The sequence below is a fragment of the Brevundimonas sp. KH_060 genome (assembly GCF_057838275.1).
Map to the genome: position 1 here is coordinate 345,301 of NZ_CM174463.1, position 25,866 is coordinate 371,166.

Sequence of the window (25,866 nt, forward strand, 5' to 3'; positions counted from 1 at the left end):
CCTTCTCCCCTCGTGGGAGAAGGTGGCTCGCGGAGCGAGACGGATGAGGGGGCTGCCTGCCTCATCTCCCGCCGTCGCGCGTGCTGACACAACCCCCTCATCCGAGCGCCTCCGGCGCCCACCTTCTCCCACGAGAGGAGAAGGGAACCAATGGCCGTCATATCCTTACCTCCACGCCCTGCTGATCCAGATATCGCTTCAAGTCAGGCACGGAGATCGCGCCCGAGTGGAACACGCTGGCCGCCAGCGCGCCCGATACGTCGGCCCCGCCTTGCTCCAGAGAGCCGAAAACATCGCGGAAATGCTCGACCGCTCCCGCCCCGCCGGACGCCACCAGCGGAATGGTCAGCCGCCGCCGCGCCTCGGCCAACTGAGCCACGTCATAGCCGCGCCGCACCCCGTCCTGCTCGATGCAGTTCAGCACGATCTCGCCCGCGCCCAGCCTCTGCGCCTCGACGATCCAGTCCATCGTCAGCCGTCCGGCGCCGCGCCGCGCGTTCGGATCGCCGGTGTATTGATGCACCCGCCATTCGCCGTCCTGAAAGGCGCTGTCGACGCCGACGACGACGCACTGACGCCCCAGCCGCGCGGCCATCTCGCCGATCAGTTCGGGCCGCTCCAGCGCGGGCGAGTTGATCGACACCTTGTCCGCCCCGTGGTCGAGACAGCGCGCCGCCTGCTCCACCGTGCGGACGCCGCCCGCCACGCAGAAGGGGATGTCCAGCAGCCGGGCGATATCCTGCACCCAGCCATAGTCCAGCGTTCGCCCTTCCGGGCTGGCGGTGATGTCGTAGAAGACCAGTTCGTCGGCGCCCTGATCGCGATAGCGCGCGGCCAGTTCGGCTGCGTCGCCCATGTCGACGTGCCCCTCGAACCGCACGCCCTTGACCACGCGGCCGTCCTTCACGTCGAGGCAGGGGATGATGCGCCTAGCGGTCATTGGCCGAAACCGGGACCCTGTTCACGGCCTTGATGGCCTCGGCCACGGTAAAGCGGCCGGCATAGAGGGCGCGGCCGATAATGGCTCCGGCGCAGCCGATCGCCTTGGCTGCGATCAGGTCGTCGAGGTCGGCTGCCCCGCCTGAAGCTTGAATCTCCAGCTCAGGCCGACGGTTGATAGCCTCGGAAAGCAGTCCTTGATTCAGGCCGGTCATGGCGCCGTCACGACCGACGTCCGTGATCAGGATATGGCGCAGCATTCCGACTGGGTAGCGATCCAACACGCTCCACAGATCCACACCCGATGACTGGGTCCAGCCCTTCAGGGCGGGCACGGGCTGACCGTCCTCATACTTGACGTCGAGGGCCAGGGTGATGGCCTCGGGGCCGAACTGTTCCAGCCATTTCAGCACCTGATCCGTATCGGTGACGGCCAGAGATCCGATGACGACACGGCTGATGCCGGCGCCCAACAGGTGCTCGATATCCTTTGCCGAGCGGACGCCGCCGCCGGATTGGACCTTGATGTGCACGGCCCGGGCCATGTCGCCGATCAGTTCATACTGACGCGCCTCGCCCGCTTTGGCGCCGTCCAGGTCGATGACGTGGATCCACTCGGCGCCCTCGGCGGCAAAGGCCGCCAGCCGGTTGGCGGGATGGGCGTCATAACGGGTCACGTGACTGAAATCGCCGTGCAGAAGGCGAACCGCATGGCCGTCGATCAGGTCAATGGCGGGATAGATGATCACGCGGGCAACTCCAGAAAATTCTTCAAGATACGCGCGCCGGCGGCGGCGGACCGTTCCGGGTGAAACTGGCAGCCCCAGCGGTTGCCGATGTTGACCACGGCGGGGACAGCGATGCCGTAGTTGGCGGCGGCGAGGGTCGCCGGGCCGTCGGGGCAGACGAAGCCATGGACGAAGTAGGCCCAGTCGCCGTCTTTCACACTGTCCAACAGCGGGTCGTCGCGACAGATCGTCAGGCGACTCCACCCCATGTGCGGCGAAGGGCGCGACGGCGCGGGAAGGATGGCCTCGACCCGGCCGGGGATCAGACCCAGCAGGTCGGCGCCCCCATTTTCGGCATCCTCGTCCTCTGCGCTGGCGTCGAACAGCAACTGCTGGCCCAGGCAGACGCCCAGCAAGGGACGCGGGAAGCGCCGCAGCGGCTCGATCAGGCCCAGCGTTTTCAGCCGCTGCATGGCGTAGCCAGCCGCACCGACGCCGGGCAGGATGATCCGCTCGGCCTCTGCCACATCGGCAGGGTCGTCGGTGATCCGCACCCGCGCGCCCAGCCGCTCCAGCGCGAACCGCACCGAAGCCACATTGCCCGAGCCGTAACCGATCAGGGTGATCTCGCTCATCCTTCTCCCCTCGGGGGAGAAGGTGGGCGCCGAAGGCGCTCGGATGAGGGGGCTGTGTCCGCAGGCAGGATGGCTGACGTTGAGGATGAGGCGGGCAGCCCCCTCATCCGACCTGCTCCGCAGGCCACCTTCTCCCCCGAGGGGAGAAGGAAGGCGGACGCGGCCATCACAGCAGGCCCTTGGTGCTTGGGACCACATCGCCCTCGACCCGGATCGCCTGACGCAGGGCGCGGCCCAGCGCCTTGAACACGGCCTCGGTCTTGTGGTGGTCGTCGTCGCCGGTGACGCGGACGTGGATCGCCGCGCCCAGATTCTCAGCCAGCGATCGCACGACGTGCGCCGTCAGATCTGTGCGGTAATCGCCCAGCATCGGCGTGGCGAACGTCCCCTCGAACACCGGATAGGGTCGCCCCGACAGGTCGATGGAGACGCTGGCCTCAGCCTCGTCCATCGGTAGGACGAAGCCGTAGCGGCCGATGCCGCGCCGCTCGCCTAGCGCCTGTTTCAGCGCCTGCCCCAGGGCGATGGCGCAGTCCTCGATCGTGTGGTGCGGGTCGATGTGCAGGTCGCCCTCGCACGACAGGCGGATGGAGAATCCCCCGTGCGCCGCCACCTGTTCGAGCATGTGATCGAAGAAGCCGACGCCGGTTTCGATTTTCACCGGCCCGGCGCTGTCCAGATCCACGGCGCAGACGATGCGCGTCTCCTTAGTGTCGCGAATGGCTTGACCCGTGCGGTTGCGCCGCGCGGCCGGGCTGGCGGCGCCCAGCGCGGCCAGCAGCCGGTCGTTGACCTCGGGCTTCAGCGAGACAGGCAGGCGCACGCGTTCGCCCGCCAGATCGGCGACCAGACCATAGCGGCGCAGGGCTTCGACCACGCCCGCCGGATCGGAGGGTTTGGCGATGATCACCGGCCCGACCCCGGCCTCCAGCGCCATGATGCGCGACAGGGCCTCGGCGACACGGACGCGTTCGCGGCGCACGGCGTCGATGCGCGACGCCGTTTCGATCATCCGCGACGGGTCCAGCGCCTGCATGGCCAGCCGCACCGAGACCTCGGGCAGGGCGTAGGGCTCCAGCACATCCGCCAGCCGCGCCAGCGTCTGCGCCTGCGCGACCGCGGCCCCGACCCGCGCTCCGGCCAGCCCATAGGCCAGCGACAGGCTGCGCAGGACGATCAGATTGGCGTGGTCCTTCACCACGGCGGCGGCGGACGGCGCCTCGGCGAACTCGACCAGTCCTTCGTCCACGACCAGCAGGGCGGGAGCGACGCGCTCGGCCATCTCGGCCACGGCCACGGGCGAGCCGAGGGCGCGGATGACCACGGCTGCGGTGTCGGCTGCGGCGGGCGGGCGGGCGTAAAGGGCGGCCAGCCCCTGATAAGGCTCGGCGTCCGGCGCCTGCACTTTCAGCCCGTCGCGTGCGGCCATGCGCCAGACCAGCTCCAGCCCGTGCGTCAGCCCGCGCGTCGGCAGCACCTGATCGGCGCCGACGCCGTAAAGGGCGGCCATGCGGGCCGCCAGCGCGGCAGGCTCGACCGGATAGCGATCCAGCCCGTCGCCGCCGGAGACGAGCGGCGGATAGGGCGTGGGCAGCGTCATGACCCTTCTCCCCTCGGGGGAGAAGGTGGCTCGCGCAGCGAGACGGATGAGGGGGCAGTGTCCACACACGCGACGGAGGAGGGCGAAGCCAGCACACCCCTCATCCGAGCGCCTCTGGCGCCCACCTTCTCCCTCAAGGGGAGAAGGAAGCGATCGTTCATCATCCCGCGGTCCTCAGGTCGGCGGCTCTGGCGTGGGCCTCCAGCCCCTCCAACCGGGCCAGGGCGGCGGCGACGGGGGCCAGGGCGGCGGCGCCCTGTTCGCTGACGGTCTGGACCGACATGGTGGTCATGAAGCTGGCGGTGGTCACGCCGCCCAGCGTCCGCGCCGCGCCGTCGGTGGGCAGGACGTGGCTCGGCCCGGCGGCGTAGTCGCCCAGCGTTTCGGCCGCCCAGCGCCCGACGAAGACCGCGCCCGCCGCGCTGATCCGCTCGACCAGTTTCTCGGCTTCTTCCGTCTGGATCGACAGGTGTTCGGGGCCATAGAGGTTGGCGACCTCGCACGCCTCGGTCATGTCGCGCACGCGGATGGCGCGGGCCTCGGTCAGCGACGCGCGGGCGATGGCGGCGCGCGGCAGGCGCTCCACCTGACGCTCGACCTCGGCGATGATCTCGCTCAGGGCCGTGCCGCTGTCGGAGACAAGGATGACCTGCGCGTCCGCGTCATGCTCGGCCTGGCTCAACAGGTCGGCTGCGACGATCTCGAAATCGGCGTCGCGGTCGGCGATGACCAGCAGCTCCGACGGACCCGCAGGCAGGTCGCAGGCCGGGCCGCCGGGCAAGGAGGAGGCGTATCGCTTGGCCTCGGCCACATAGGCGTTGCCGGGGCCGAACAGCTTGTCGACGGGCGCGATGACGCCGTCTTCTAGCTTCGCGCCGAAGGTCAGGGCGGCGACGGCCTGCGCCCCGCCCAGCAGCCACAGCTCGTCCAGCCTCGCCTCGGCGGCGGCGGCGATCATGGCCGGGTGGACCGAGCCGTCCTTCGACGGCGGCGTCACGGCGACGCGCCGCCCCACCCCGGCCACGCTCGCCGGTATGGCCAGCATCAGCAGCGACGAGAACAAGGGCGCCGTCCCGCCTGGAACATAGAGCCCGGCCGAGCGGATCGGCCGCCAGACCAGTTTGGACTTCACGCCCGGCGTGGTCTCGATGAAGGCGGTGTCCTCGGGCCTCGTGGCCTGATGGAAGACGCGCACATTGTCGGCGGCGACGCGCAGGGCGCGTGCGGCGGCGGGCGGCAGGTCGCGGCGGGCCTTGGTCGCGGCGGCCTCGGTGATGGCGATGCGGCGCGGCGGGGCGCCGTCCAGCCGGGTCGCCCAGTCGGTTACGGCCTCGCCGCCGCGCGCCCGTACGTCGTCGAAGATCTCGCGCACTACGCTGGAGACGAAGCCTTCGGTGCGGCGTTGCGGGCGGGCCAGGGCGGCTTTGCGGCCCTCGGCGTCCAGTTGGTTCCAGTCGATACGCTTCATCACATCATCTTCTCGATGGGCAGGACCAGTATGGCCGACGCCCCTTCAGCCTTGAGTTTCTCCAGCGTCTCCCAGAAGACCGCCTCCTGGCAGACGGCGTGGACGGCCACGGCGTCGTCACGGCCCGACAGGGGCATGACGGTCGGCGATCCGGCGCCGGGCAGCAGGGCGGTGATCCGGTCCAGCGCCGTGCGGGGCGCGTTCAGCATCACGTATTTGGCCCCTTGCGAGGACACCACGCCCGCCATCCGCTCGACGATGGAGTCCAGCAGGTGCTGAAGCCCGGCCTCGGGCGGGGTCGGCGACTTGATCAGCACGGCCTGGCTGTCCAGCACGGTGTCGCGCGCGCTCAGACCGTTGGCTTCCAGCGTCGCGCCCGTAGAGACCAGATCGCAGATGGCGGTGGCCAGCTTCAGCCGAGGGGCCACTTCGACCGCGCCGCGCATGGTGACGATGTCCGCATCCACGCCCGCCTCATCCAGAAAGCGGCGCAGAACCTTGGGATAGGAAGTGGCGATCCGCAGGCCCTGCAACGACGAAGGCCCGGCGTAGTCCAGCGCCGGCGGCGTCGCGATCTTCAGCGTGCAGCGACCGAAGCCCAGCGGCATGACCACCTCGGCGTTCGGCCCGCCGTTCTTCACTTCCTCCAGCACATTCTCGCCGACGATGCCCAGATCGCAGACCCCGTCCGCCACGAAGGTCGGAATGTCGTCGTCGCGCACCCGCAGCAGGTCGATCGGATAGTTCTCGATCCGATACAGCAGGTCGTTGTTTCCCTTGACCACGCGCAGGCCCGCATCGCGGACCAGATCGAGGCTGCGTTCGGCCAGGCGGCCGGATTTCTGGACGGCGATACGCAGCCGCCCCTGAACCGTACTCATGATGTCAACTCAGGCTTTCAGTCTGTCCAGCACCAGTCGATAGCCCTGGTGCGGCATGTCCTTCAGGGAGCGCGCGACGCGCACCACGGTGGTCGGGCTGGCCGGGGCCTCGGCGGCGATCTCGCGATAGGTCTTGTCCCCGGCATCCAGCATCCGCGCGACCTGCCACCGCTCGGCCATGGCGCGCAGCTCGGCCGGGGTGCATAGGTCGGCCAGAAAGGCGTCCGCCTCCTCCCGCGTTTTCAGCGAGAGCAGGGCGTCCAGCAGGGCGATCTTGGCGGCGTCGGTGCTCATGGCGCGTTCCATTATGCTGTAACAATGGAACGGTCAAGAGGTGAGTTGACGTCACCTCTTTTTCCTCCCCACGTGTGGGGAGGGGGACCACGTAGTGGTGGAGGGGCTATGCCGCCGACCGTCGAAATCTATCGTCGCGCGTCCAAGATGCGTCGCGCCCTGACGCCGCCCGAGGCGCGGCTATGGACTCAGATCAAAGGCGGCGGCCTCGAAGGACTGAAATTCCGCCGCTAGCATTCGGTCGGCCCCTACATCCTCGACTTCTACTGCCCTGCCGCGCGCCTCGCTGTGGAGGTCGACGGCGCAACGCACGACGACCGGGACCAAATCGCTCACGACTCGCGACGAACCGCATGGTTGAAAACGCAGGGGATTGAGGTTCTGCGCATCCGGGCCACGGATGTTCGGGATCATCTCGACGGAGTTCTGGCCGTGATCCTGCTTCACGCGACGGGGCGGTAAAGAGCCCCTCCACCACTTCGTGGTCCCCCTCCCCATTGGCATGGGGAGGAAAATGCTGACGGCCACTCGCTAGTCGCGCTTGGCCACTCTATCTGTCCGCCATGAGCAAGGTAGTGATCATCGGCGCGGGACACGCGGGGGGCTCGGCGGCGGCGCTGCTGAGGCAGTATGGGTTCGAGGGCGAGATCGTCCTGGCGGGGCAGGAGAGCACGCCGCCCTATCAGCGGCCGCCGCTGTCGAAAGCCTGGCTGAAGGGGGAGGCGGGCTTGGAAGACCTGCTGCTGCGCCCCGAAAGCTTCTACGCCGAGCAGAATATCGCGCTGCGCACCGGCGTCACGGCGACCGCCATCGACGCGGGTGCGAAAACCGTCACCTTCGCCGACGGCACGGTCGAGGCTTACGATGTGCTGATCCTGGCCACCGGCTCGACGGCACGCAAACTGGCCATCCCCGGTGCGGATCGGCCTGACCTGCTGGAGCTGCGCACCCTCGATGACGCCGAACGGCTGAAGGCGGTTCTGGCGCCGGGCAAGCGGCTGGCGGTGGTCGGCGGCGGCTATGTCGGGCTGGAGGCGGCGGCCTCGGCCCGCGCCCTGGGCGCCGAGGCGGTGGTGATCGAGCGCATGGACCGGGTGCTGGCCCGCGTGGCCTCTCTGCCCCTGTCGGCCTTCTTCACCGACCTGCATCAGAAACACGGCGTCGAGATCCTGACCGGCGTCGAGGTCGCGGGGTTCGAGGACGCGGGCGTGCGTCTGGCGGACGGCGAATTGATCGCGGCGGATGCGGTGCTGGTCGGCGTCGGCGCCTTCGCCTGCGAGGCTCTGGCGCGCACGGCCGGACTGGCTTGTGAAAACGGCGTGGTGGTCGATGAGGCGGCCCGCACCAGCGACCCCAGCATCTACGCCATCGGCGATGTGACGCGGCGGCCCATTCCGGTGCACGGCGGCGTCATGCACCGGCTGGAGAGCGTGCCCAACGCGCTGGAGCAGGCCAAGCAGGCGGCCTCGGCCATCGTCGGCCGCGCGGCTCCGGCGCCGGAGGTGCCGTGGTTCTGGTCCGACCAGTATGACGTCAAGCTGCAGATCGCGGGCGTGCCCTTCGACGCCGACCGCCAACTGGTGCGCGGCGATCCGGCCAGCGGCGCCTTCTCGGTCTTCCACCTCAGCGGCGAGCAGATCGTATCGGTCGAGGCGGTCAACGCCCCGGCCGACTTCATGGGCGGGCGGATGCTGATCGGCAAGGAGACGCCGGTGGACGACGCCCTGCTGGCCGACCCGACGGTGTCGATCAAGGCGGTCGCCAAGCCCCAGGTGTGACCTGCGTGTGACACCTGATCCGCAAGTGCGATTTAGTCGCAGGAGTCAGATTGTCGCACCCTGAAATGGTGCTAATGCGAGCCGGTCTCATTCATTGACCGGTTCCTCCCCCCATGTCCGACGCCCGCTCCGACACTCGCTCCGCCGCCCTCAAGGCGCTCCTGTTCGCGTCCAGCGCGGCCGGGATGCTGTGCGCTGCACCCGCGATGGCTGCGCCGGTTGGGACTGCCGACGAGGCTGCGCCCGCGGACGGCGTGATCAGCCAGGACGCCACCAATCTGGGCACGGTCGATGTGAACGGCCATCGCGTGAAGCGCGAACCGAAGGATCCGCAGTTCGTCACGCCTCTGGTCGATACGCCGCGCACCGTGACGGTGATCCCGCAGCAGATCATCGAACAGACCGCCGCCACCTCGCTGCAGGACATTCTACGCACCTCGCCGGGCATCACCTTCGGCGCGGGCGAAGGCGGCCAGCCCCTGGCCGACCGCCCCTTCATCCGGGGCCAGGCTTCGGGCAACAACATCTTCGTGGACGGCATCCGCGACACCGGCGGCCAGCAGCGCGAGGTCTTCAACCTGGAGCAGGTCGAAGTCATCAAGGGCGCCGATTCCGTCTATTCGGGTCGCGGCTCGGGCGGCGGCAGCATCAACCTGGGCTCCAAGTCGCCGCGTCTGACCAACTTCGTCCATGGCTCGGCCGGCGTCGGCACGGACGACTATCTGCGCGGCACGGTGGACGCCAACTGGCAGGTCGGTCCGACGGCCGCCATGCGCCTGAACGTCATGGCTTCGCAGGGCGACGTGCCGGGTCGCAACGGCGTCGACTTCGACAAGTGGGGCGTCGGGGCTGCGGTCGCCGTGGGCCTGGGCACGCCGACGATGCTGACGGCCAGCTACTACCACCTCGACAGCAACCAGATGCCTGACTACGGCATCCCGCTCTACACCAAGCCGGGCGGGGCGAACGCACCGCGCCCGGACGCTTCGGGCATTCTGGACGTGCCCTATGACAGCTTCTACGGCCTGAAGGCGCGCGACTATCTGAACAATACGGTCGACAGCCTGACGCTGGAGGTCGAGCACCGCTTCAGCGACAACCTGGCCCTGCGCAACGTCACCCGCTACTCGCAGACGCTGAACGACTATGTCGTCACCAACCCCGGCGACGGCGGCGCGGCGCAGCAGATCAATGGCGTCTGGTGGATGAAGCGGGGCCTGAAGTCGCGCTGGAATCCGGCCGAGACCCTGGCCAACGTCACCGATCTGCACGGCTCCTTCCTGACCGGCTCGATCAAGCATGACTTCGACGTCGGCCTGGAGCTGTCGCGCGAGAAGAACCGCAACGCCTCCTATACGGTCACGACCCTGACCGGCACGGCCTGCCCAGCGCCGCTGACGGGCCTGGATTGCACCCAGGTCTATGCGCCCAACCCGAACGACCCGTGGACGGGCACGATCACGCGCGGTCTGGTCAGCACGACGGACACGGATTCCTTGGGGGTCTACGCCTTCGACGCCATTCACCTGAGCGACAAGCTGATCGTGAACCTGAGCCTGCGCTGGGACGATTACTCGGTCGATGCGGTCAACGCATCGGGCACGGTGGCGGCTCCGGTCTACAAGCCGGTCAGCAGCGGCTGGGACTTCGTCAACTACCAGGTCGGCCTAGTCTACAAGCCGACGGCGAACAGCAGCATCTACGCCTCCTATTCCACGGCCTCGACGCCGCCGACCATTTCGGCCGGCGACCAGAACGGCGGCACGGGGACGGGACCGGGCGATCTGGGCAGTGTCGTGCTGGACCCGGAAGAGACCGAAAACTTCGAGATCGGCGCCAAGGCCAATCTGTTTGGCGATCGTTTGGCGCTCAGCGGCGCCCTGTTCCACCTGACGCGCAAGAACGCGGCCATCCTGATCTCCGGCTCCGACTATGAGCAGGTCGGCGAAGCCAAGGTCCAGGGTCTGGAGCTGGGCGTGTCGGGCAACGTCACCGACAAGTGGCAGGTCTTCGGCGGCTACACCTGGATGGATTCCGAACTGGTCAACGGCGCGGTCAACAAGGGCGCGCAACTGGCCAATACGCCGGAGCACAGCGCCAGCCTGTTCACCACCTACCGTCTCATGCCCAAGCTCAGCCTGGGCGGCGGCGTCTACTACGTCTCCAAGTCTTGGGGCGGGAACCAGGGCGGGGCCGGCGGCGGCGCAAACCGCGTCTATGCGCCGGAATACACCCGCGTCGACCTGTTCGCCTCCTACGACATCAGCGACCGCGCCTCGCTGCAGCTGAACGTCCAGAACGCCGGGGATGAGGAATACATCATCCGCACCAACGGCGTGCACCACGCCGATGTCGCCCCGGCGCGCCAGGCCATCCTGACGCTGAACGTCCGCTACTAAGAGGCCGCGTTTCGCGTCATCATGTCGGCCCCGTCGTTCGCTGGAGCGGCGGGGCCGATGCGTTTCCAGACGGTGAGAAAGCCATGCTGTTGCACATCCCCGAAGTCTTCACCAAGGCCGAGGTGAAGGCCCTGCGCCAGACCTTGGACGCCGGGCCCTGGGCCGACGGAAACATGACCTCGGGCCATCAGTCGGCGACGGCCAAGCGCAATCAGCAACTGCCCGAGGACAGCGCCCAGGCGCGCGAGGTGTCGGCCCTGGTGGTCCAGGCGCTGAACGCCAATCCGATGTTCGTCTCGGCGGCCTTGCCGCACACGATCTTCCCGCCCCTGTTCAACCGCTATGAGGGCGGCGGCGAGTTCGGGACCCACGTCGACAACGCCATCCGCCAGCGGGACGGGCATCGCATCCGCAGCGACCTGTCGGCCACCCTCTTCCTGTCCGAGCCTGAGGACTATGACGGCGGCGAACTGGTCATCGAGGAGATGTACGGCGCCCAGTCGGTCAAGCTGCCGGCGGGCGATCTGGTCCTCTATCCGTCCAAGAGCCTGCACCGGGTGACGCCGGTCACGCGCGGCGCGCGCGTCTCCAGCTTCATGTGGCTGCAGAGCCTGATCCGGGACGACGCCGACCGTGAGACCCTGTTCCGCCTCGACGTGGCGATTCAGCGCGTCAACCTGGACAAGGGGCCTAAGGACGCGGCGGTGATCGAACTGACCGGCGTCTATCACAACCTGCTGCGGCGCTGGTCCGAGGTCTGACGCTCTCTCAGCCGTCGTCCAGCATGGCGGCGAAGGCGGGGGTCATGCGTTCGGTCAGGCCGTCGGACGTGCGTGCCGTGAAATGGGCGGCCAGGCCCAGGGCCTCGGCCAGTTCAGGCCCCTCGATCGGCCCCAGCACGGTCAGCGCCGTGGCCAGGGCGTCGGCGCGCATGGCCGAGGCGTCGAAGACCGTGACCTGGGCCAGGCCGTTGTCGACCGGCCGCCCCGTCGCACCGTCCAGGGTGTGCGAATAGAGCCGCCCTTCATGGGTGAAGGCGCGCCGCCCGTCGCCCGAGGTCGCCATGGCCAGGTCGAACAGGGCGGCCACCGTGCGCGGGGCGGGCGAGCCGGGGACCGCCTCGATCTCGACCCACCAGGGCTGGGCGTCGGGCTTGACGCCGCGCCCTTTCAGTTCGCCGCCGATCTCGACCAGGTGCGAGGTCGCGCCCAGGGCGCTCAGCCGGTCCGAGACGCGGTCGACCGCATGACCCTTGGCGATGCCCGAGAAGTCCAGCTTCATGCCTCCGTTTGGGCCCCCGATCTGGATCGCCGCCTTAGCCTCGCGGTGCAATCGCAGCTTCTGCCAGCCCGAGACCGCTCGCGCCGCCTCGACCTCTTCGTCGGACGGCAGGGGCAGCAGGACCGAGCGCGGCCCCGGCGGGCCGAAGCCCCACAGGTCGACCAGGGCGCCCAGGCTCGGATCGACCGCGCCGTTGACGTCGTCGGCCAGGTCCAGCACTTGGGTCAGCAGGGTCCAGAAGTCGTCCGACAGGGCCCAGGTTCCGGCCGGAGCGGCGTTAAAGCGGCTGATCTCGCTGTCGATCTCCCACGGGCTGAAGACGGCGACGACGCGGGCCAGTTCTTCCTCGATCGCCGTCGCGAAGTCGCCCTGGGCGGCGCCCGGCGGCGGGACCAGCCGCACCGACCAGGTCGTGCCCATGGTCTCGCCCGACAGCGACCAGATCAGATCGCTGGGCGGTCGTTCGGGCGCGCCGGTCATCGGCGGAATCAGGACGCGGTCGTCGCGTCGGCTGTCGTCCGCACTTCCGATGAGGATCGGCGACGGGGTGGAGGCGGAACGTTTCATGGGACGCACAACGGTCTGGCTGAGAGGACGAAGCCCCCCTTATGACCGGGATCGTTCAGCGGGTCACGGCGACACGCACTGCGCGTAGTTCGGACGACCCCGTCCCGGCGGCCGTATTGGCCGCGCCCCAGTGGAAGGGCACGCGCACGGACTCGCGCCCGCCCATCTCGCGCGCGGCCTCGACGACCAGCGTGTACTGCCCGGCGGGCAGGTTCCGCAGACGCGCGCCAGGCACGGTGAAGGCATGACGGCCGGGGGCCTTGGTCGGGCCGGAGATTCCGTCGGCGGGCATGGCCATCGCCCGGCCGCCCTTGCGCCACCAGGCGCGCAGATCCCGCAGCCAGTCGGTGCCGTCGCCCTGACTGTTGCGGCTGCCGGGGTGATACCAGACGGCCAGGGTCTGGACGGCGCTCTGGTCCGGCTTCTCAATCCAGACGGCGACATAGGGGCGATGATAGGCGGCGCTGTTGATGCGCGGCAGTTCGATCGACACCGACAGATCGGCGGCCAGGGCAGGCGCGGCCGCCGCCGTCAGGCTCGCCGTTGTCAGAATGAGGGGAAGCGGACGCATGAAGCGGCTCCTCAATGGATGAAGAACAGGGCGAGCACGGCGGGAATCAGCAGCCCCAGCCCGACCAGCGGCCAGGTCGAGGGCCGCCGCCAGGCGTGCAGCCACAACAGGCCCAGCCCCGTCAGGGTGAAGACGACGCAGGCGACGGCGAAGACGTCGATGAACCAGAACCAGGCCCGGCCGGTGTTGCGGCCCTTGTGCAGGTCGTTGAGCCAGGCGATCCAGCCGCGCGTGGTCTTTTCATGCAGCGCCTCGCCCGTCGCCCGGTCGATGGTCAGCCAGCCGTCCCCGCCGGGCATGGGCAGGGCGACATAGATTTCCTCGGCCGTCGTCTCGGTCGGCTTTCCAGCGATACGGACGTCGAAGGCCGCGTCGGCCCAACGCGCCACGGCGTCGGGCGCGGGATCGGTCGTCTCCTGCGGAAAGTCGTTCAGCCGCGCCAGCAGGGGGGCGGGCAGGACGGCGGTCTGTTCGCGCACGACCGGCTCGGCGGGAATCTGGGCCGCGTGGTTCAGGGTGATCCCGGTCACGGCGAACAGCAGCAGGCCGATCATGCTGACCGCCGCCGAAATCCAGTGCCAGCTTTGCAGTTGCTTCAACCAGAAGGCGCGCGCGGGCGACCGTGCGGCCTTGGCCTTCGGACGGGCGGGGGGCTTTGCAGAAGAGGCTGCGGCGTCGGTCACGCCGACGGCCTTGCCATGAAATGCAAATGACTTGCAACCGCGACTGTCGGCGCCGGACCCGATCAGGCGGCTTGAGCGGCCTGTTCGCGCGACAGGACCAGGCGGATGGCGTTCAGCAGGGCTTCGGGCTGGATCGGCTTTTGCGCCACCCCGTCCATGCCCGCCGCCAGATAATCGGCCTCGTCGCGCGGGTCGGCGTTGGCGGTCAGGGCCAGGATCGGCAGGGCGGCGGCGGGGCCGGGCAGGGCGCGGATGGCGCGGGTGGCGGCGACCCCGTCCATCACCGGCATCTTCACATCCATCAGGATCAGGTCGAAGCGGCCCGCCATTGCGTGCTCCACCGCCTGCCGGCCGTTTTCGGCCGTTTCATGGGTGCAGCCGAATAGCTCCAGCACCTTGCCCGCCACGAAGCGGTTGGCGGCGTTGTCGTCCACCACCAGCACATGCAGGGTCGCATGGGCGGTCGGGTCGGCCATGGCGCCGTCATCGCGGCGTCCGTCCGCTTCGGCCAGGGGCAGGCGCAGATCGAAGCGGAAGCGCGCTCCGCCTTGCGGCGAGCGCTCGACGCTCAGGCGGCCGTCCATGCGGTCGATGATCTGGCGGCAGATGGCCAGGCCCAGCCCCGCGCCCGCGCCCTGACGGCCCGCCTCGCCGGTGTTGAACGGCTCGAAGATGGCGCGTGCGGCTTCGTCGCTGACGCCGGGGCCGCTGTCGTCGACCGTGGCCGACAGGCGCACCTGTCCGTCCTCCAAGGCCGTATCCAGGCGAACCTCGACGGCGCCTCCTTCCGTGAACTTCAGGGCGTTGCCGATCAGATTGTTCAGCAACTGCTTCAACCGCATCTCGTCGCCGACGATCCAGCGCGCGGCGCGCAGATCGCCGTGGACGCGCAGGTCCAGCGCCTTCTCCTCGGCGCGGGGGCTCCACAGGGCCGACAGGTCCGTCGTCACCACCTGAAGGTCCAGCGGGGCGGGCTCCAGCGTCAGCATCCCCGCCTCGGCCCGCGACATGTCCAGCGCATCGGTCAGCAGGCGCAGCAGGCTGTTTCCGGAGTCCAGAATGGTGCGGACGTGGGGGCGCAGGTCTTCCTGCGTCAGCTGGCGTTCCATCAGGGCGGCCACCCCCAGCACGCCGTTCAGGGGCGTGCGGATCTCATGACTCATCACGGCCAGGAATTCGGACTTGGCCCGGCTGGAAGCGCGGGCCTCGGCCTCGGCGCGGACCAGGTTCTGGGCTAGCTCGGCCATGGCCTCGGCGCGACGCTTGTGGATCGCCACCCCGGCCTGAAGGACATGCAGCCCGGCGCCGACCCCGACATAGCGGCCGCGCGAGACGACGATGAACCCCTTCAGCAGGGCGCCCAGACCCGCCGTGTCCATTGAGGCGAACAGCACGTCGGCCGAGGCGTCGGCCTCGACCACCATGGGGTCGGGGTCCATCAGGGCCGAGACCGGGCGTCGGGCGTAAAGGGCGCGACCGAACTCGGCCGCCAGCTTCAGGGTGAAGGCGTTGCGCTCGATCAGGCCGACGGGCCGCCCGTCGGCGTCGGCTACGGCGATGACCAAGGTCTCGGGCTCGGCCTCGAAACGGGCCAGGGCGTCGGCCCCCGGCGCGTCCGGCGCTATGGGCGCCGAGGCGTCCACAAAGTCTCCGATCCTGGCCATTCCAGCCGTCCCCTGCGTTTTGCGCGAGCAGGGTTAGGCCAGGGCGCTTAACAGGCGATTTGCCGGAAGTGAATGTTTTGCAAGGCTAATCTGACATATGATCCGGAAGCGGATTATCAGAGGCGCGCCAGCAGCTCGGCCGCGAAGGTCGACAGGCTGTCGTCGCGTGCGCCCATGACCACGACTCGGTCGCCGGGGTGGGCGATCTCGACGATGCGGTCGCCGCAGTCGGCGCGCGTCTCCAGCGCCTGCGCCTGACGCCCCGCCGCGCGCACGCCCGCTGCGATGTCCTCCGAGCCGACGCTGCGGTCGGTGGTGCCGCCGTAATAGACCGGCTCGGGCATCAGCAACACGTCGTTCGGCCGCATCAGCCCGGCGAATCCTTCGATGAACTCGTGCTTCATCAGCTTCAGCGGGCCGAAGCCGTGCGGCTGGAACAGGATCAGAAGCCGCCCGTCAAAGGCGTGCAGGGTCTTCAGGGTGGCGGCGATCTTGTCCGGGTTGTGGGCGAAGTCGTCGATGACGGTGACCCCGCCCTGTGTCCCGACCACCTCCAGCCGTCGCCGGATGCCGCTGAACGTCTCCAGCGCCGCGACGGCCTGCTCCATGCCGACGCCCAGCGCCCTGACCGCCCCCAGCGCCGCCAGCGCATTGGCGACGTTGTGCGCGCCCGGCACGTTCAGCCTCGCCGCCCGCGCCGCCTCGCCGCGCACGCGCAGTTCAAACGTCATGCCGGTCGGCAGCGGTTGCAGGTCGTGCGCCGACAGGTCGGCCTCTTCCTCGCCCAGCGCGAAGGTGATCGCCTTGCCGGGCGCCAGGGTCTGAGCCAGCGCCGCCGTCTCGGGATTGTCGAGGTTCAGCACCGCCGTCGTCGCCCGGCCGACGAAGCCGCCGAACAGGTCGCGCAACTCCTCCATCGACTTGTGGTCCAGCGAGATGTTGGAGACCACGGCCACCGTCGGGTCATAGCGGGCGATGGAGCCGTCCGACTCGTCCACCTCGGCGACGAACAGGTCCGGTCCGCCGACCAGGGCGCTGGCGAAGGGGTGGTCGGCGTCGGCGAAGTTCTTCATCACGGCGCCGTTGACCACGGTCGGCTCACGCCCGGCCTGATCCAGAAGCCAGGCGATCATGCCGGTGATGGTGGACTTGCCGCTGGTGCCCGCCACGCCGATCGAGGTCGGAGCCGCGTTGAACAGTTCGCTCAGCAACTGAGGCCGGGTCTTGATGAGGGCGCCGACGCGCTTGGCCGCGCCGATGTCGGGCACGGTGTCTTCGACCGCGCCGGTGGCGACGACCACCTGATCCTTGCTGACCACGCCCGAACCGTCCTGCGGGTGCAGGGTCACGCCGTGCGCGCGCAGCCAGTCGAACTTCTCGGGCGTGCGGCCCTGATCCAGGGCGCGGTCGGAGCCGGCGATGCGGTGGCCTTGCGCCTGAACGATCATCGCCAGGGGCAGCATGCCGGAGCCGCCGACGCCGCAGAAGAAATAGTCTTTGTTCATCGGCTTGATTTCAGGGCTCGAAACCGGGGAATGTCCGGCGGCCTGACTAGCACGCAAGACGCCCGAGGCCACCCTGTCCATGCAGACCAGACCGTTCCGAATCGGCGTCGTCAACGCCAGCTCCCGCCTGGACCCCGCGCGGGGCGAGGCGATCCGGGCCTGGGCGGCGAGGGCCTGGCCGGACGGCGAGGTCGAAATAGTGCTGCATCCGGCCCTGTTCGACACTCACGGCCATTTCGGCGGCGATGACGCCACCCGCGCCCGCGCCTTCGTCGAGACCGCCAACGATCCCGGCATCGACGCCGTCTGGTTCGCGCGGGGCGGCTACGGCGCCTGCCGCATCGCCGAGGCGGTGATCCCCGAACTGAACGCCCACGCCTACGCCAAGCGCTATCTCGGCTACTCCGACGCGGGCAGCCTGCTGGCGGCGCTCTATCGCGCGGGCTTCCCCCACGTCGCGCACGGGCCGATGGCCTCGGACGGATCGCGTCATGACGCCACGGGCCTTCGGGCGGTGAACTGGCTGCGAAGCGGCGATGCGGCCTCGCTGGAGCCCTCCCTGCTGACCGACGCTCGACCCGCCGTCGGCTTCAACCTGACCATCCTCAACGAACTGGTCGGCACGGCGATCGAGCCGGACCTGACCGGCCACGTCCTGATGCTGGAAGAGGTGTCCGAGGCCCTCTATCGCGTCGATCGGATGATGTTCCACCTGACCGGCCAGGCCTCGATCCGCCGCGTTGCGGGCATCCGTCTGGGCCGGGTGTCGGACGTCACCGTCAATGATCCCGATTTCGGCCAGACGGCGGAGGAGATCGTGCGGTACTGGTGCGTGCGGTCGGGGATACCCTATCTGGGCGGCGCCGATATCGGCCATGACCGGGACAATAAGGTGGTGCCCTTCGGCCGGCGCGGCTGAGACGCGCTCAGCCCCTGAGGATCAGGCCGTCGGGCCGCGCCTCGAAGGCCGAGAGTCGGCCCAGGAAGCTCATGCCCAGCAGGGCCGCGGGCATGTCGCGATCGACCACCAGGGCCTCGACCGAGGTCATCTCCACCCCCGCCACCGACAGGGAGGTCAGCAGCACCCGCGCAGCGGGCACCTGGCCCGAGGCGGTGTTCAGCGTCTGGTTGAAGTCATGCGGTTTCAGCCGCACGCCCAGCCGTTCGGCGTCGGCGCGGCTCAGCGTCACCACGCTGGCGCCGGTGTCGACCAGCATCCGCATGGGCCGCCCCTCGACCGTCGCTTCGGCCCAATAGTGGCCGTCGGCTGCACGCGTCACCGACGGCGCTTCCTTCAGGGCGACGGCGGCGTAGGCCTGGGCCGGGCCTTCCCACCACATCAGGGCGCCGATGCACGCTGACGCCGACGCCAGGGCGGCGGCGAAAACAACAGCGGAGCGCGGGTCAAAGCGGATCATGAGACGGACTATGCCGCCTTGGTCTTCCCATGCGGTGAAGCGACGTGGCGAACGAAAGGTTGACGAAGCCCGCCCTTCGCAAGACGGCCTTCATTCGCCCAGCAGGCGGGGATCGATCCGCCCCTTGCGGCCCGGCAGGTCGATCATGACAGCGGCGCGGGCCTCGTCCGTCATCCGGCTCCAGGTCGCGATTTCCTGAAGCGTGCGGAAACAGCCCAGGCACAGACCCGACGCGCCGTCGACGGTGCAGACCATGACGCACGGACTGGCGACGGGTCGGGGCGGGCGAGGGGCGGAGGCTTCGGGCATGATTCGTGACGCTATCGCTACATTGCGTCCGAGAACGGACTATAATTCTTGACTTTTTCCACAGCTTCGCTATCTTCATCGTCGACGCGAAACGACTGACAGGGTGAGAGTCCCAATAAGCACGACGTGTCTTCTTTCATCGTTCAGCGAAAGGAGACGCCAAAAATGAACGAAAACAAAGAGCGCAATCTCCAGCACGCCATGCTGTCCTTCGCCCTATTCGGCGGGATGCTGGTGAACACGAAGCAGATGAACGGCGCAGGCGACCGCGTGGTCAGCCATCCGTCCAACTTCGTGCCCATAACGATCAAACGGCCGCGCGCGTAGTCGCGAGACTGGATGATCCAACCAGAAGCCCCGGTCAGAACGACCGGGGTTTTTCAATTCCGCCCTTGCCATCGCGCCGCCCGGTGGCCGACACCCGAGGCTTCATTGGTGAAGAGGAAGCGCGGCATGGGTCTGATCGTCGAAGAGCGCAAAGGCGCGGTCATGGTCTGGACCCTGGATCGGCCCGACCGTCTGAACGCCCTGCCGGACCTGGAGGACGGCGAGGCTTTCGCCGCCGCCTGCGACGCCGTCAACGCCGACCCGTCGATCCGCTGCGTAGTGATGACGGGGGCCGGGCGCGCCTTTTCGGCGGGCGGCGACCTGAAGGCGATGAAGGACCGACGCGACCTGTTCGAAGGCTCCGGCGCCGCCATCCGCGAACGCTATCGTCGTGTCGTCCACCGCATCGTGCGCGCCCTCTACGGGCTGGAGGTTCCGCTGGTCAGCGCCATCAACGGCCCGGCCATGGGGCTGGGCTGCGACATCGCTGGGTTGGGCGACATCCGCATCGCCTCGGATCGCGCCAGCTTCGGCGTGCCCTTCATGAAGCTGGGCATCATTCCCGGCGACGGGGGTTCGTGGCTGTTGCCGCGCAACATCGGTTACAACCGCGCCGCTGAACTGCTGTTCACCGCCCGCTCCATCGACGCCGAGACAGCTGAGAAATGGGGGCTGGTCAACCGCGTCGTCCCGCATGAGACGCTGATGGACGAGGCGATGGAGACAGCCGGCCAGATCGCGGCCCAACCGCCCCAGGCCCTGCGCATGGCGAAAAGCCTGCTGCGCCAGGGCCGCGACATGAATTTCGATCAGATGCTGGAACTGTCCGCCGCCATGCAGGCCCTGGCCCACCTGACCGACGACCACATCGAGGGCGTGACGGCGGTGCTGGAGAAGCGGCCAGGGGCGTTCACGGGGAACTGACCCTTTCGGTCCTGAGAAACCCGCCAATAAAAAGGGGGCGCCTCGCGGCGCCCCTTTCCATTTGCGATGGCGTTTCCAGCTTAGCGGCGAGCCGGGGTCTGCATCGAGCGGGTGGCGGGCACGCCGGCGACGTTGGTGTCGCGCTTGGCGCCGGCCGTCTCGCCCGGCTTCATGAACTTGACCAGAACGCGCTGGCCGATCAGCAGCGGCGCGTCGTTGACGGCGACCACCACCTCGACCACGCGCTCGTCGGTGCGCTGCGAGGGGTCGTCCGAGGCCAGCTTGCGGGCGCCGAAGACGGCGGCGCGGCGCAGCACCTTGCCGACATACACCTTCGACGGATCGCCTTCCGGGGTGATCTCGACGGCCTGATCGGGCGTGATGTTCGGAATGTCGGCCTCGACGATCTCGGCGCGGGCGATGCGCGGGGCGTCGGGCTCCAGGTCAAACATGTTCGACACGTTCAGGGTCGAGGCGCCGGCGCCGGGGTTGGCGTAGCGGCGCACGATGCGGCCGTCCGAAGGTGCGCGGATGACGGTCATCTCGACATTATAGGCGGCCTCGTCGCGGCGGGCGCGAGCGGTCTGAACGGCCGACTGCTGCGAGCCGAGGCGGGCCTGAGCCTGCGCAATGGCGTCGCGGGCCTGATCCAGGCGCTGGGCGGCGACGAAGTTGGTCGAGACCAGCTTCTGCAGGCGATCGTATTCGCGCTGGGCCGTGGCGATATCGACGTTGATCAAACGCAGCTGGCTTTCGGCTTCCGACAGGTTGGCGGCGGCGGTTTGCAACGCCAGGCGCGGCTCGTCGTCCTCCTGGCGCGCCAGGATCTGGCCGGAGGTGACGCGGTCGCCTTCCTGCACCAGGACTTCGCGCACCACGCCGCCGCGACGGGCTGCGATCTGGATGATGCCGCCCTCGATATCGACCTTGCCGTTGGCGATGGCGGAGTAGGGGCTTTCGACCTTCTTCTCGGCGGCTTGGGCCAGTTCGGCCTTCTTCGCGGCTCCGGCTTGCTGGAACATGCTGAAGGCGATGATCAGAACGACCAGCAGCGCCAGGCCGATCCAGAGCCATTTGTTTTTCAGAAATGCGGGCATGTGAGTCCTCAAAGGATCGGTGTCAGTGCGAGGCCAGGACGGCGTCGGGATTGGGGATGCGGCGCTGATCGTCGATGATCACGCCATCTTCGATGTGGATGACGCGGTCAGCCCAGGCTTCCAGGCGCGGGTCGTGCGTCACACAGATGACGGCGGCGCCGTGTTCGGTGGCGGCGCGTCGCAGCAGGCGAATGACCACCTGGCCGTTTTCGCCGTCCAGCGCCGAGGTCGGCTCGTCGGCGAACAGGATCTGCGGATCCTTGGCAAGGGCGCGGGCGATGGCGACGCGCTGCTTCTCACCGCCGGACAGAGCCGCCGGGCGTTGATGCAGACGATGGCCGAGGCCGACTTCCTCCAGCGCGAGGGTGGCGCGTTTCTTCGCCTGATCGGGCGTCAGTCCCTGGAACTTCAGAACCGTCGTCACCTGCTGCAGGGCGCTGAGCGCCGGGAACAGGTTGAAGCCCTGGAAGATGAAGCCGCAGTGATCCAGGCGGAACTTGTCGATCCGGCCTGACGACAGCTTCCACATGTCGTCTACGTCCAAGGCGTCGACGCGGCCTTCCTCGGGACGCAGCAGCCCGGATAGCGCCGCGATCAGCGTCGATTTGCCCGAGCCCGACGGCCCCATGACCATGGTCAGGTCGCCGTGCCGGGCGTCGAAGTTCACGCCCTTCAGAACCTCGACGTAGTTCTTGCCGGACTTGAACCGCTTGACCAGTCCCTTGGCCTCTATGGCGAATTCGCCATGCTTGCCGTGCACTTTCGTGTGCCCAAAAGCCATAGTGTTCATCGCAGCAGATCCGCAGGTTGGCTCTTCTTCAGGATGCCCATCGACAGCAGGCCGGACACCATGGCGATGGCGATCAGTCCGCCGCCCACCACGATCAGCAGCGGCAGGGGCAGGGCGATGATGACCGCCTTGGACATGGCGAACAGGGACAGCAGCCAGGTCAGGCCGATGGCGGCGGCCACGCCGACCACGCCGACCCAGAAGCTCAGCTCCATGACGATGCGGCGCAGGGATCCCATGCCGACGCCCAGGGCGCGCAGGGAGGCGAACTCCTTGATGTTGGCCATGATGGCGCCGCGCAGGGTCTGCCAGGTGATGGCCACGCCGATGATGATCCCCAGCACCACGCAACCGCCGATGATGATGACCAGGATGCCTTCCTCGAACATGGCGCCGGCGTTGGCGTCGGCCAGGTCCTGACGGGTCCAGGCCTTCCACTGGCCGTTGCCCATGGCGTTCAGCTGGGCGACCACGATAGGGGCGCGGGCCGGATCCTTGATCTTGATCATCAGAGGGCCGACGCGCGGGCCGGTGTCGGCCTGACCCAGCATGCGCAGGGTGTCGCGCGACATGACCACGCCGGGCTGCATCATATTGGGATAGCCGCGGGTGACGCCGACGACCGTGACGGTCTGACCATTGTACAGGGCCTTGTCGCCCAGCTTGACGCCCAGCGGCGTCAAGGCCGTTTCATCGACTGCGACGGTAAAGGGCTGGCGCAGGGCGTCGACCAGTTCCTGCGAATAGTCGGTCGGAATGGTGACAGAGCCGGGCGTGGTGTCGATGATGCTGGACTGGACGAATTTCAGGCGCGGAGCGCCTTGTTTGGCGTTGTCGGCCTGGCTGCGGGTCGGGTCGACCTCCTTGACCGACTGGAAGGTGCCGCCGGCGCCGTCCAGAGGCTGCACCTCGATCACTTCGGGATGATTATAGGCCAGGGGGATGAAGCGGCGCGGCACGCCGGACGGTCCATTGATCAAGCTCTTGGCGCCCGGCTGAAGGATCATGATATCGGCGCTCGAGCGTTCGATCTGGGCGGTGAAGCCCTTGCCGATGCCGATGAAAACCCCGGTCATGGCCAGCACGAGCAGACCCGAAAGGGCCAGCGCCATGACGGCGGCCATATAGCGGCGCCACTCAAAGAGCAGCGTGGACAGCGCGAGCGACATGACGCGTATCTATTCCCCTGACTTGCGCTGTTATCTGACCGCGCCCCGGCCTGGGGCCAAGTTAAATCGGGGTAAGGCTGGCGCAGCCGGATTTGTTACGGGGGTTGAGGAAGCGGCCCCGGCAAGGCTAGTGACGCGCAACAGCAAGGCGTGGCGTGGTGTCCCGCCTATTCGGAGACGCCCATGTCGCTTCGTCGCACTCTTTCGTTCACGGCTTCCCTGGCCGCCCTCGGCATGGCCGCAGTGGTGATCAACGCCCCCGCTTCGGCCGCGCGCGCCGACGAGGGCATGTGGACCTTCGACAACTTCCCGATCCAGACGGTGAACGACACGTACGGCACCCGCATCGACCAGTCGTGGCTGGATCGCGTGCGCAACGCCGCCGTGCGTCTGCAGGGCTGCTCGGCGTCATTCGTGTCGGGCGAAGGCCTGATCCTGACCAACCACCACTGCGTCATCTCCTGCGTGCAGGACCTGTCCACGGCCCAGAACGACTACGTCAAGAACGGCTGGATGCCCGCCACGCGTGAGGAAGAGAAGACCTGCCCCGGCCAGACGGCCGAAGTCCTGACCGACATCACCGACGTGACCGAGCGCGTCTTGGGCGCCGGTTCGGGCCTGGAAGGCGCGGCCTTCGTCGCCGCCCGCTCGGCCGAGATCGATGCGATCCAGAAGGAAGCCTGCGGCGACGACCGCAAGCTGACCTGCCAGGTCATCAGCTTCTATCGCGGCGGCAAATACGCCCTCTATCAGTTCCGCAAGTACGAAGACGTGCGTCTGGCCTTCGCGCCGGAGTTCCAGGCGGCCTTCTTCGGCGGCGACCCGGACAACTTCAACTTCCCGCGCTACGCCCTCGATGCCGCCTTCCTGCGCGCCTATGAGGACGGCAAGCCGGTCTCCAGCCCGAACCACCTGAAGTGGAACCCCAACGCCCCGGTCGACGGCGAAGTCACCTTCGTGGCGGGCAACCCCGGTTCGACCTCGCGCCTGCTGACGATCAGCCAATTGGAGCGTCTGCGCGACCAGCAGATCCCGATCACCCTGATCCAGAGCGCCGAACTGCGCGGCCGTCTGGTCGAATATTCGACGACCGGCGAGGAAGAGAAGCGCGTCGCCCTGGACCCGATCTTCGGCCTGGAGAACAGCTTCAAGGTCTATTACGGCCAGCAGGGCGCCCTGACGGACCCGACCTTCATGGGCAAGAAGCGTCAGGAAGAGGCTGAACTGCGTCAACGCGTCGCCGCCGACCCGGCCGTGGCTGAGCGCATCGGCGACCCGTGGGGCGATCTGGAGAAGGTGCAGGTCACGGCCCGCGATCTCTATCTGCCCTACCGCCAGCTTGAGGCGAACGCGGGCGGCGGCTCGACCCTCTACTCCTATGCCCGGTCGATCGTCCGCGCGTCGAAGGAGCGCGCCAAGCCGGCGGCTGAACGCCGCGCCGGCTACGCCGACAGCGACATCGCCGCCCTGGGCCGTCGCCTGGCCTCGGAAGCGCCGATCCCGGTCGGCGTCGAAGAGATCCAGCTGTCGCACTGGATGCTGAAGACCCGCGAATATCTGACGGTCGACAGCGCTGACGTGAAGACCATGCTGGGCGCCGAAAGCCCGGAAGTCATCGCCGCTCGCCTGGTGCAGAGCCGCCTCATCGACCCGGCCTTCCGCGCCGAGGCCCTGGCCATGACGCCGGAGCAGCTGGCCGCCTCGGGCGACCCGATGATCGCCTTCGTCCTGGCCAACGACAATGCGGCGCAAGCGATCCGCACCCAGTGGGACGCCGGGGTCAACGCCCCGACCGCCCGCGCCGCCGAAAAGGTCGCCCAGGCCCGCTTCGCCGTCTATGGCGACAACCTCTACCCCGACGCGACCTTCTCCTTGCGCCTGTCCTACGGTCAGGTGAAGGGCTGGACCTATCGCGGCGTCACCGTGCCGTCCTTCACCCACATGGGCGGCCTGTATGAGCGCGCCACCGGCGCCGAGCCGTTCAACGCCTCAGAGCGTTTCGTGGCGGCGCAGGACCGGATCAACAAGGACGTCGTCTACGACTTCGTCTCGACCAACGACATCATCGGCGGCAACTCCGGCTCGCCGGTGATCAACGCCAAGGGTGAAGTGATCGGCGCCGCCTTTGACGGCAACATCCACTCGCTGGGCGGCTCGTTCGGCTACGACGGCGAGCTGAACCGCACGGTGTCGGTCTCGACCGCCGCCGTCACCGAGGCCCTGCGCACCGTCTACAACCAGCCGCGCCTGCTGCGCGAACTGGGCGTGCGTCGCTAAGCCTGTCGGATTTAGGTCCGGGATTGGGGGGCGCCGTCGGGCGTCCCCTTTTTCTTTGTCCGCTCAGAGTTACTGCGGCTTGCCCCGGCTCTTCTCGACGAGCACCGCCTGCTGCCAGCGACTGGGCGTCTTGTCTGTGCGGTGGATGCAGCCGGCCCAGCAGCAGGGCCGTCGCTTGCCCTCGCGCAGTTCCTCGACCGCGCGCTCGATCCGTTTCTCGCGGGTGGCGGCCTGTTTGGCGTCTTCGACCCAACAGATGAATTCATTGCGGCCCAGCGGCGTCAGCCCTCGCCACAGGGCCAGGATCTCGGCGTCGGAGGACAGCCGCGCCTGCATGTCTTTTCCGGCGACGTGCACTACGCCCTGGGGGAAGTCGTCAGACATGGCGTCAATCCCGTCCCGTTTCGTCATTCGCCGAATCTAGACCCGCGAACGCGCGCTGTGAATGCGCCCGCCAGGGGTTGCGGTTTCCGTCCAGGTTCTGTTCAGACTGACCGCAAGACGGCCTCGGTTTCCAGGGGGCTGAAACAGGGCCTCGGCGACAGTCGAGCCGCGACGTCGA

The 25,866-nt window shown here is 68.3% G+C and carries 25 protein-coding genes and 1 pseudogene; 8 read left to right on the plus strand and 18 right to left on the minus strand.

What is annotated here, in order from left to right:
• Window positions 1-157: 157 nt before the first annotated feature.
• The 7 genes from hisF to AC3IPP_RS01790 form a co-directional block, all read right to left on the minus strand.
• The gene (hisF, locus tag AC3IPP_RS01760; protein WP_489150121.1) at window positions 158-940 is read right to left on the minus strand and encodes an imidazole glycerol phosphate synthase subunit HisF; all 783 of its coding nucleotides are present in this window, start codon (window positions 938-940) and stop codon (window positions 158-160) included.
• Window positions 930-1,688, minus strand: a complete 759-nt coding sequence (hisA, locus tag AC3IPP_RS01765) for a 1-(5-phosphoribosyl)-5-[(5-phosphoribosylamino)methylideneamino]imidazole-4-carboxamide isomerase (protein ID WP_489150122.1) — start codon at window positions 1,686-1,688, stop codon at window positions 930-932. The genes hisF and hisA overlap by 11 nt, the downstream gene beginning before the upstream one ends.
• Window positions 1,685-2,302 carry an imidazole glycerol phosphate synthase subunit HisH gene (hisH, locus tag AC3IPP_RS01770; protein WP_489150123.1) on the minus strand — a complete coding sequence of 206 codons (618 nt, stop codon included), beginning with the start codon at window positions 2,300-2,302 and terminating at the stop codon, window positions 1,685-1,687. Before hisH ends, hisA begins: the two co-directional genes overlap by 4 nt.
• A 166-nt stretch (window positions 2,303-2,468) precedes the next feature.
• Window positions 2,469-3,902 carry an imidazoleglycerol-phosphate dehydratase HisB gene (gene hisB, locus AC3IPP_RS01775; RefSeq protein WP_489150124.1) on the minus strand — a complete coding sequence of 478 codons (1,434 nt, stop codon included), beginning with the start codon at window positions 3,900-3,902 and terminating at the stop codon, window positions 2,469-2,471.
• Between the two features lie 160 nt (window positions 3,903-4,062).
• Window positions 4,063-5,370, minus strand: coding sequence for a histidinol dehydrogenase (gene hisD, locus AC3IPP_RS01780; RefSeq protein ID WP_489150125.1), 1,308 nt, complete (start codon window positions 5,368-5,370; stop codon window positions 4,063-4,065).
• Entirely contained in the window at window positions 5,370-6,251 is an 882-nt protein-coding gene (gene hisG / locus AC3IPP_RS01785) for an ATP phosphoribosyltransferase (RefSeq protein ID WP_489150126.1), read from the minus strand. Before hisG ends, hisD begins: the two co-directional genes overlap by 1 nt.
• Before the next feature lie 9 nt (window positions 6,252-6,260).
• Window positions 6,261-6,557 carry a YerC/YecD family TrpR-related protein gene (locus tag AC3IPP_RS01790; RefSeq protein ID WP_087140463.1) on the minus strand — a complete coding sequence of 99 codons (297 nt, stop codon included), beginning with the start codon at window positions 6,555-6,557 and terminating at the stop codon, window positions 6,261-6,263.
• Between the two features lie 135 nt (window positions 6,558-6,692).
• On the opposite strand from AC3IPP_RS01790, the pseudogene AC3IPP_RS01795 reads away from it, so the two are divergent.
• The 4 genes and pseudogenes from AC3IPP_RS01795 (at window position 6,693) to AC3IPP_RS01810 (ending at window position 11,483) form a co-directional block, all read left to right on the plus strand.
• Window positions 6,693-7,007 (plus strand): annotated as a pseudogene (locus AC3IPP_RS01795) (endonuclease domain-containing protein).
• Window positions 7,008-7,108: 101 nt separating this feature from the next.
• Window positions 7,109-8,323, plus strand: coding sequence for an NAD(P)/FAD-dependent oxidoreductase (locus AC3IPP_RS01800; RefSeq protein ID WP_489150127.1), 1,215 nt, complete (start codon window positions 7,109-7,111; stop codon window positions 8,321-8,323).
• Between the two features lie 113 nt (window positions 8,324-8,436).
• The gene (locus AC3IPP_RS01805) at window positions 8,437-10,722 is read left to right on the plus strand and encodes a TonB-dependent receptor (RefSeq protein ID WP_489150128.1); all 2,286 of its coding nucleotides are present in this window, start codon (window positions 8,437-8,439) and stop codon (window positions 10,720-10,722) included.
• An 83-nt stretch (window positions 10,723-10,805) separates the two neighbouring features.
• Window positions 10,806-11,483, plus strand: a complete 678-nt coding sequence (locus tag AC3IPP_RS01810) for a Fe2+-dependent dioxygenase (protein ID WP_489150129.1) — start codon at window positions 10,806-10,808, stop codon at window positions 11,481-11,483.
• A 7-nt stretch (window positions 11,484-11,490) separates the two neighbouring features.
• On the opposite strand, the gene AC3IPP_RS01815 is transcribed toward AC3IPP_RS01810, so the two are convergent.
• The 5 genes from AC3IPP_RS01815 to AC3IPP_RS01835 form a co-directional block, all read right to left on the minus strand.
• On the minus strand, window positions 11,491-12,570 hold the full coding sequence (locus tag AC3IPP_RS01815) for an FAD:protein FMN transferase (RefSeq protein WP_489150130.1): 1,080 nt from the start codon (window positions 12,568-12,570) through the stop codon (window positions 11,491-11,493).
• A gap of 55 nt (window positions 12,571-12,625) precedes the next feature.
• Window positions 12,626-13,141 carry a DUF2271 domain-containing protein gene (locus AC3IPP_RS01820; RefSeq protein WP_489150131.1) on the minus strand — a complete coding sequence of 172 codons (516 nt, stop codon included), beginning with the start codon at window positions 13,139-13,141 and terminating at the stop codon, window positions 12,626-12,628.
• An 11-nt stretch (window positions 13,142-13,152) separates the two neighbouring features.
• Window positions 13,153-13,824 (minus strand): PepSY-associated TM helix domain-containing protein, encoded by a 672-nt coding sequence (locus AC3IPP_RS01825; RefSeq protein WP_489150132.1) that lies wholly within the window; start codon window positions 13,822-13,824, stop codon window positions 13,153-13,155.
• A 62-nt stretch (window positions 13,825-13,886) separates the two neighbouring features.
• On the minus strand, window positions 13,887-15,488 hold the full coding sequence (locus tag AC3IPP_RS01830) for an ATP-binding protein (RefSeq protein ID WP_489150133.1): 1,602 nt from the start codon (window positions 15,486-15,488) through the stop codon (window positions 13,887-13,889).
• 116 nt (window positions 15,489-15,604) lie between these two features.
• Complete coding sequence (locus AC3IPP_RS01835) at window positions 15,605-16,993, minus strand: UDP-N-acetylmuramate--L-alanine ligase (protein ID WP_489150134.1); 1,389 nt, start codon at window positions 16,991-16,993, stop codon at window positions 15,605-15,607.
• Window positions 16,994-17,072: 79 nt separating this feature from the next.
• Here AC3IPP_RS01835 and AC3IPP_RS01840 point away from each other — a divergent pair, with 79 nt between their 5' ends.
• Entirely contained in the window at window positions 17,073-17,912 is an 840-nt protein-coding gene (locus AC3IPP_RS01840) for an LD-carboxypeptidase (RefSeq protein WP_489150135.1), read from the plus strand.
• A gap of 7 nt (window positions 17,913-17,919) precedes the next feature.
• On the opposite strand, the gene AC3IPP_RS01845 is transcribed toward AC3IPP_RS01840, so the two are convergent.
• Entirely contained in the window at window positions 17,920-18,411 is a 492-nt protein-coding gene (locus AC3IPP_RS01845; RefSeq protein ID WP_003166129.1) for a retropepsin-like aspartic protease family protein, read from the minus strand.
• A gap of 90 nt (window positions 18,412-18,501) precedes the next feature.
• A complete protein-coding gene (locus tag AC3IPP_RS01850) occupies window positions 18,502-18,720 on the minus strand; it encodes a DUF1289 domain-containing protein (RefSeq protein ID WP_087138979.1) in 219 nt (72 codons plus the stop codon).
• 165 nt (window positions 18,721-18,885) lie between these two features.
• Here AC3IPP_RS01850 and AC3IPP_RS01855 point away from each other — a divergent pair, with 165 nt between their 5' ends.
• Window positions 18,886-19,047, plus strand: coding sequence for a hypothetical protein (locus AC3IPP_RS01855; RefSeq protein ID WP_162938831.1), 162 nt, complete (start codon window positions 18,886-18,888; stop codon window positions 19,045-19,047).
• 126 nt (window positions 19,048-19,173) lie between these two features.
• Complete coding sequence (locus AC3IPP_RS01860) at window positions 19,174-19,971, plus strand: crotonase/enoyl-CoA hydratase family protein (RefSeq protein ID WP_489150136.1); 798 nt, start codon at window positions 19,174-19,176, stop codon at window positions 19,969-19,971.
• Between the two features lie 80 nt (window positions 19,972-20,051).
• Here the strand turns inward: AC3IPP_RS01860 and AC3IPP_RS01865 are convergent, their stop codons facing one another.
• Genes AC3IPP_RS01865 through AC3IPP_RS01875 form a run of 3 tightly spaced genes read right to left on the minus strand, consistent with a single transcriptional unit; the run spans window position 20,052 to window position 23,027 of the window.
• On the minus strand, window positions 20,052-21,068 hold the full coding sequence (locus AC3IPP_RS01865; protein ID WP_489150137.1) for an HlyD family secretion protein: 1,017 nt from the start codon (window positions 21,066-21,068) through the stop codon (window positions 20,052-20,054).
• A 22-nt stretch (window positions 21,069-21,090) separates the two neighbouring features.
• Window positions 21,091-21,858: an ABC transporter ATP-binding protein gene (locus tag AC3IPP_RS01870; protein ID WP_489150138.1), complete on the minus strand. Its 768-nt coding sequence runs from the start codon at window positions 21,856-21,858 to the stop codon at window positions 21,091-21,093.
• Complete coding sequence (locus AC3IPP_RS01875; RefSeq protein WP_489150139.1) at window positions 21,855-23,027, minus strand: ABC transporter permease; 1,173 nt, start codon at window positions 23,025-23,027, stop codon at window positions 21,855-21,857. The genes AC3IPP_RS01870 and AC3IPP_RS01875 overlap by 4 nt, the downstream gene beginning before the upstream one ends.
• Window positions 23,028-23,210: 183 nt before the next feature.
• On the opposite strand from AC3IPP_RS01875, the gene AC3IPP_RS01880 reads away from it, so the two are divergent.
• Complete coding sequence (locus AC3IPP_RS01880; protein ID WP_489150140.1) at window positions 23,211-25,304, plus strand: S46 family peptidase; 2,094 nt, start codon at window positions 23,211-23,213, stop codon at window positions 25,302-25,304.
• 69 nt (window positions 25,305-25,373) lie between these two features.
• Here AC3IPP_RS01880 and AC3IPP_RS01885 read toward each other — a convergent pair whose 3' ends face one another.
• A complete protein-coding gene (locus AC3IPP_RS01885) occupies window positions 25,374-25,688 on the minus strand; it encodes a YdeI/OmpD-associated family protein (protein ID WP_087138985.1) in 315 nt (104 codons plus the stop codon).
• Window positions 25,689-25,866: the final 178 nt, after the last annotated feature.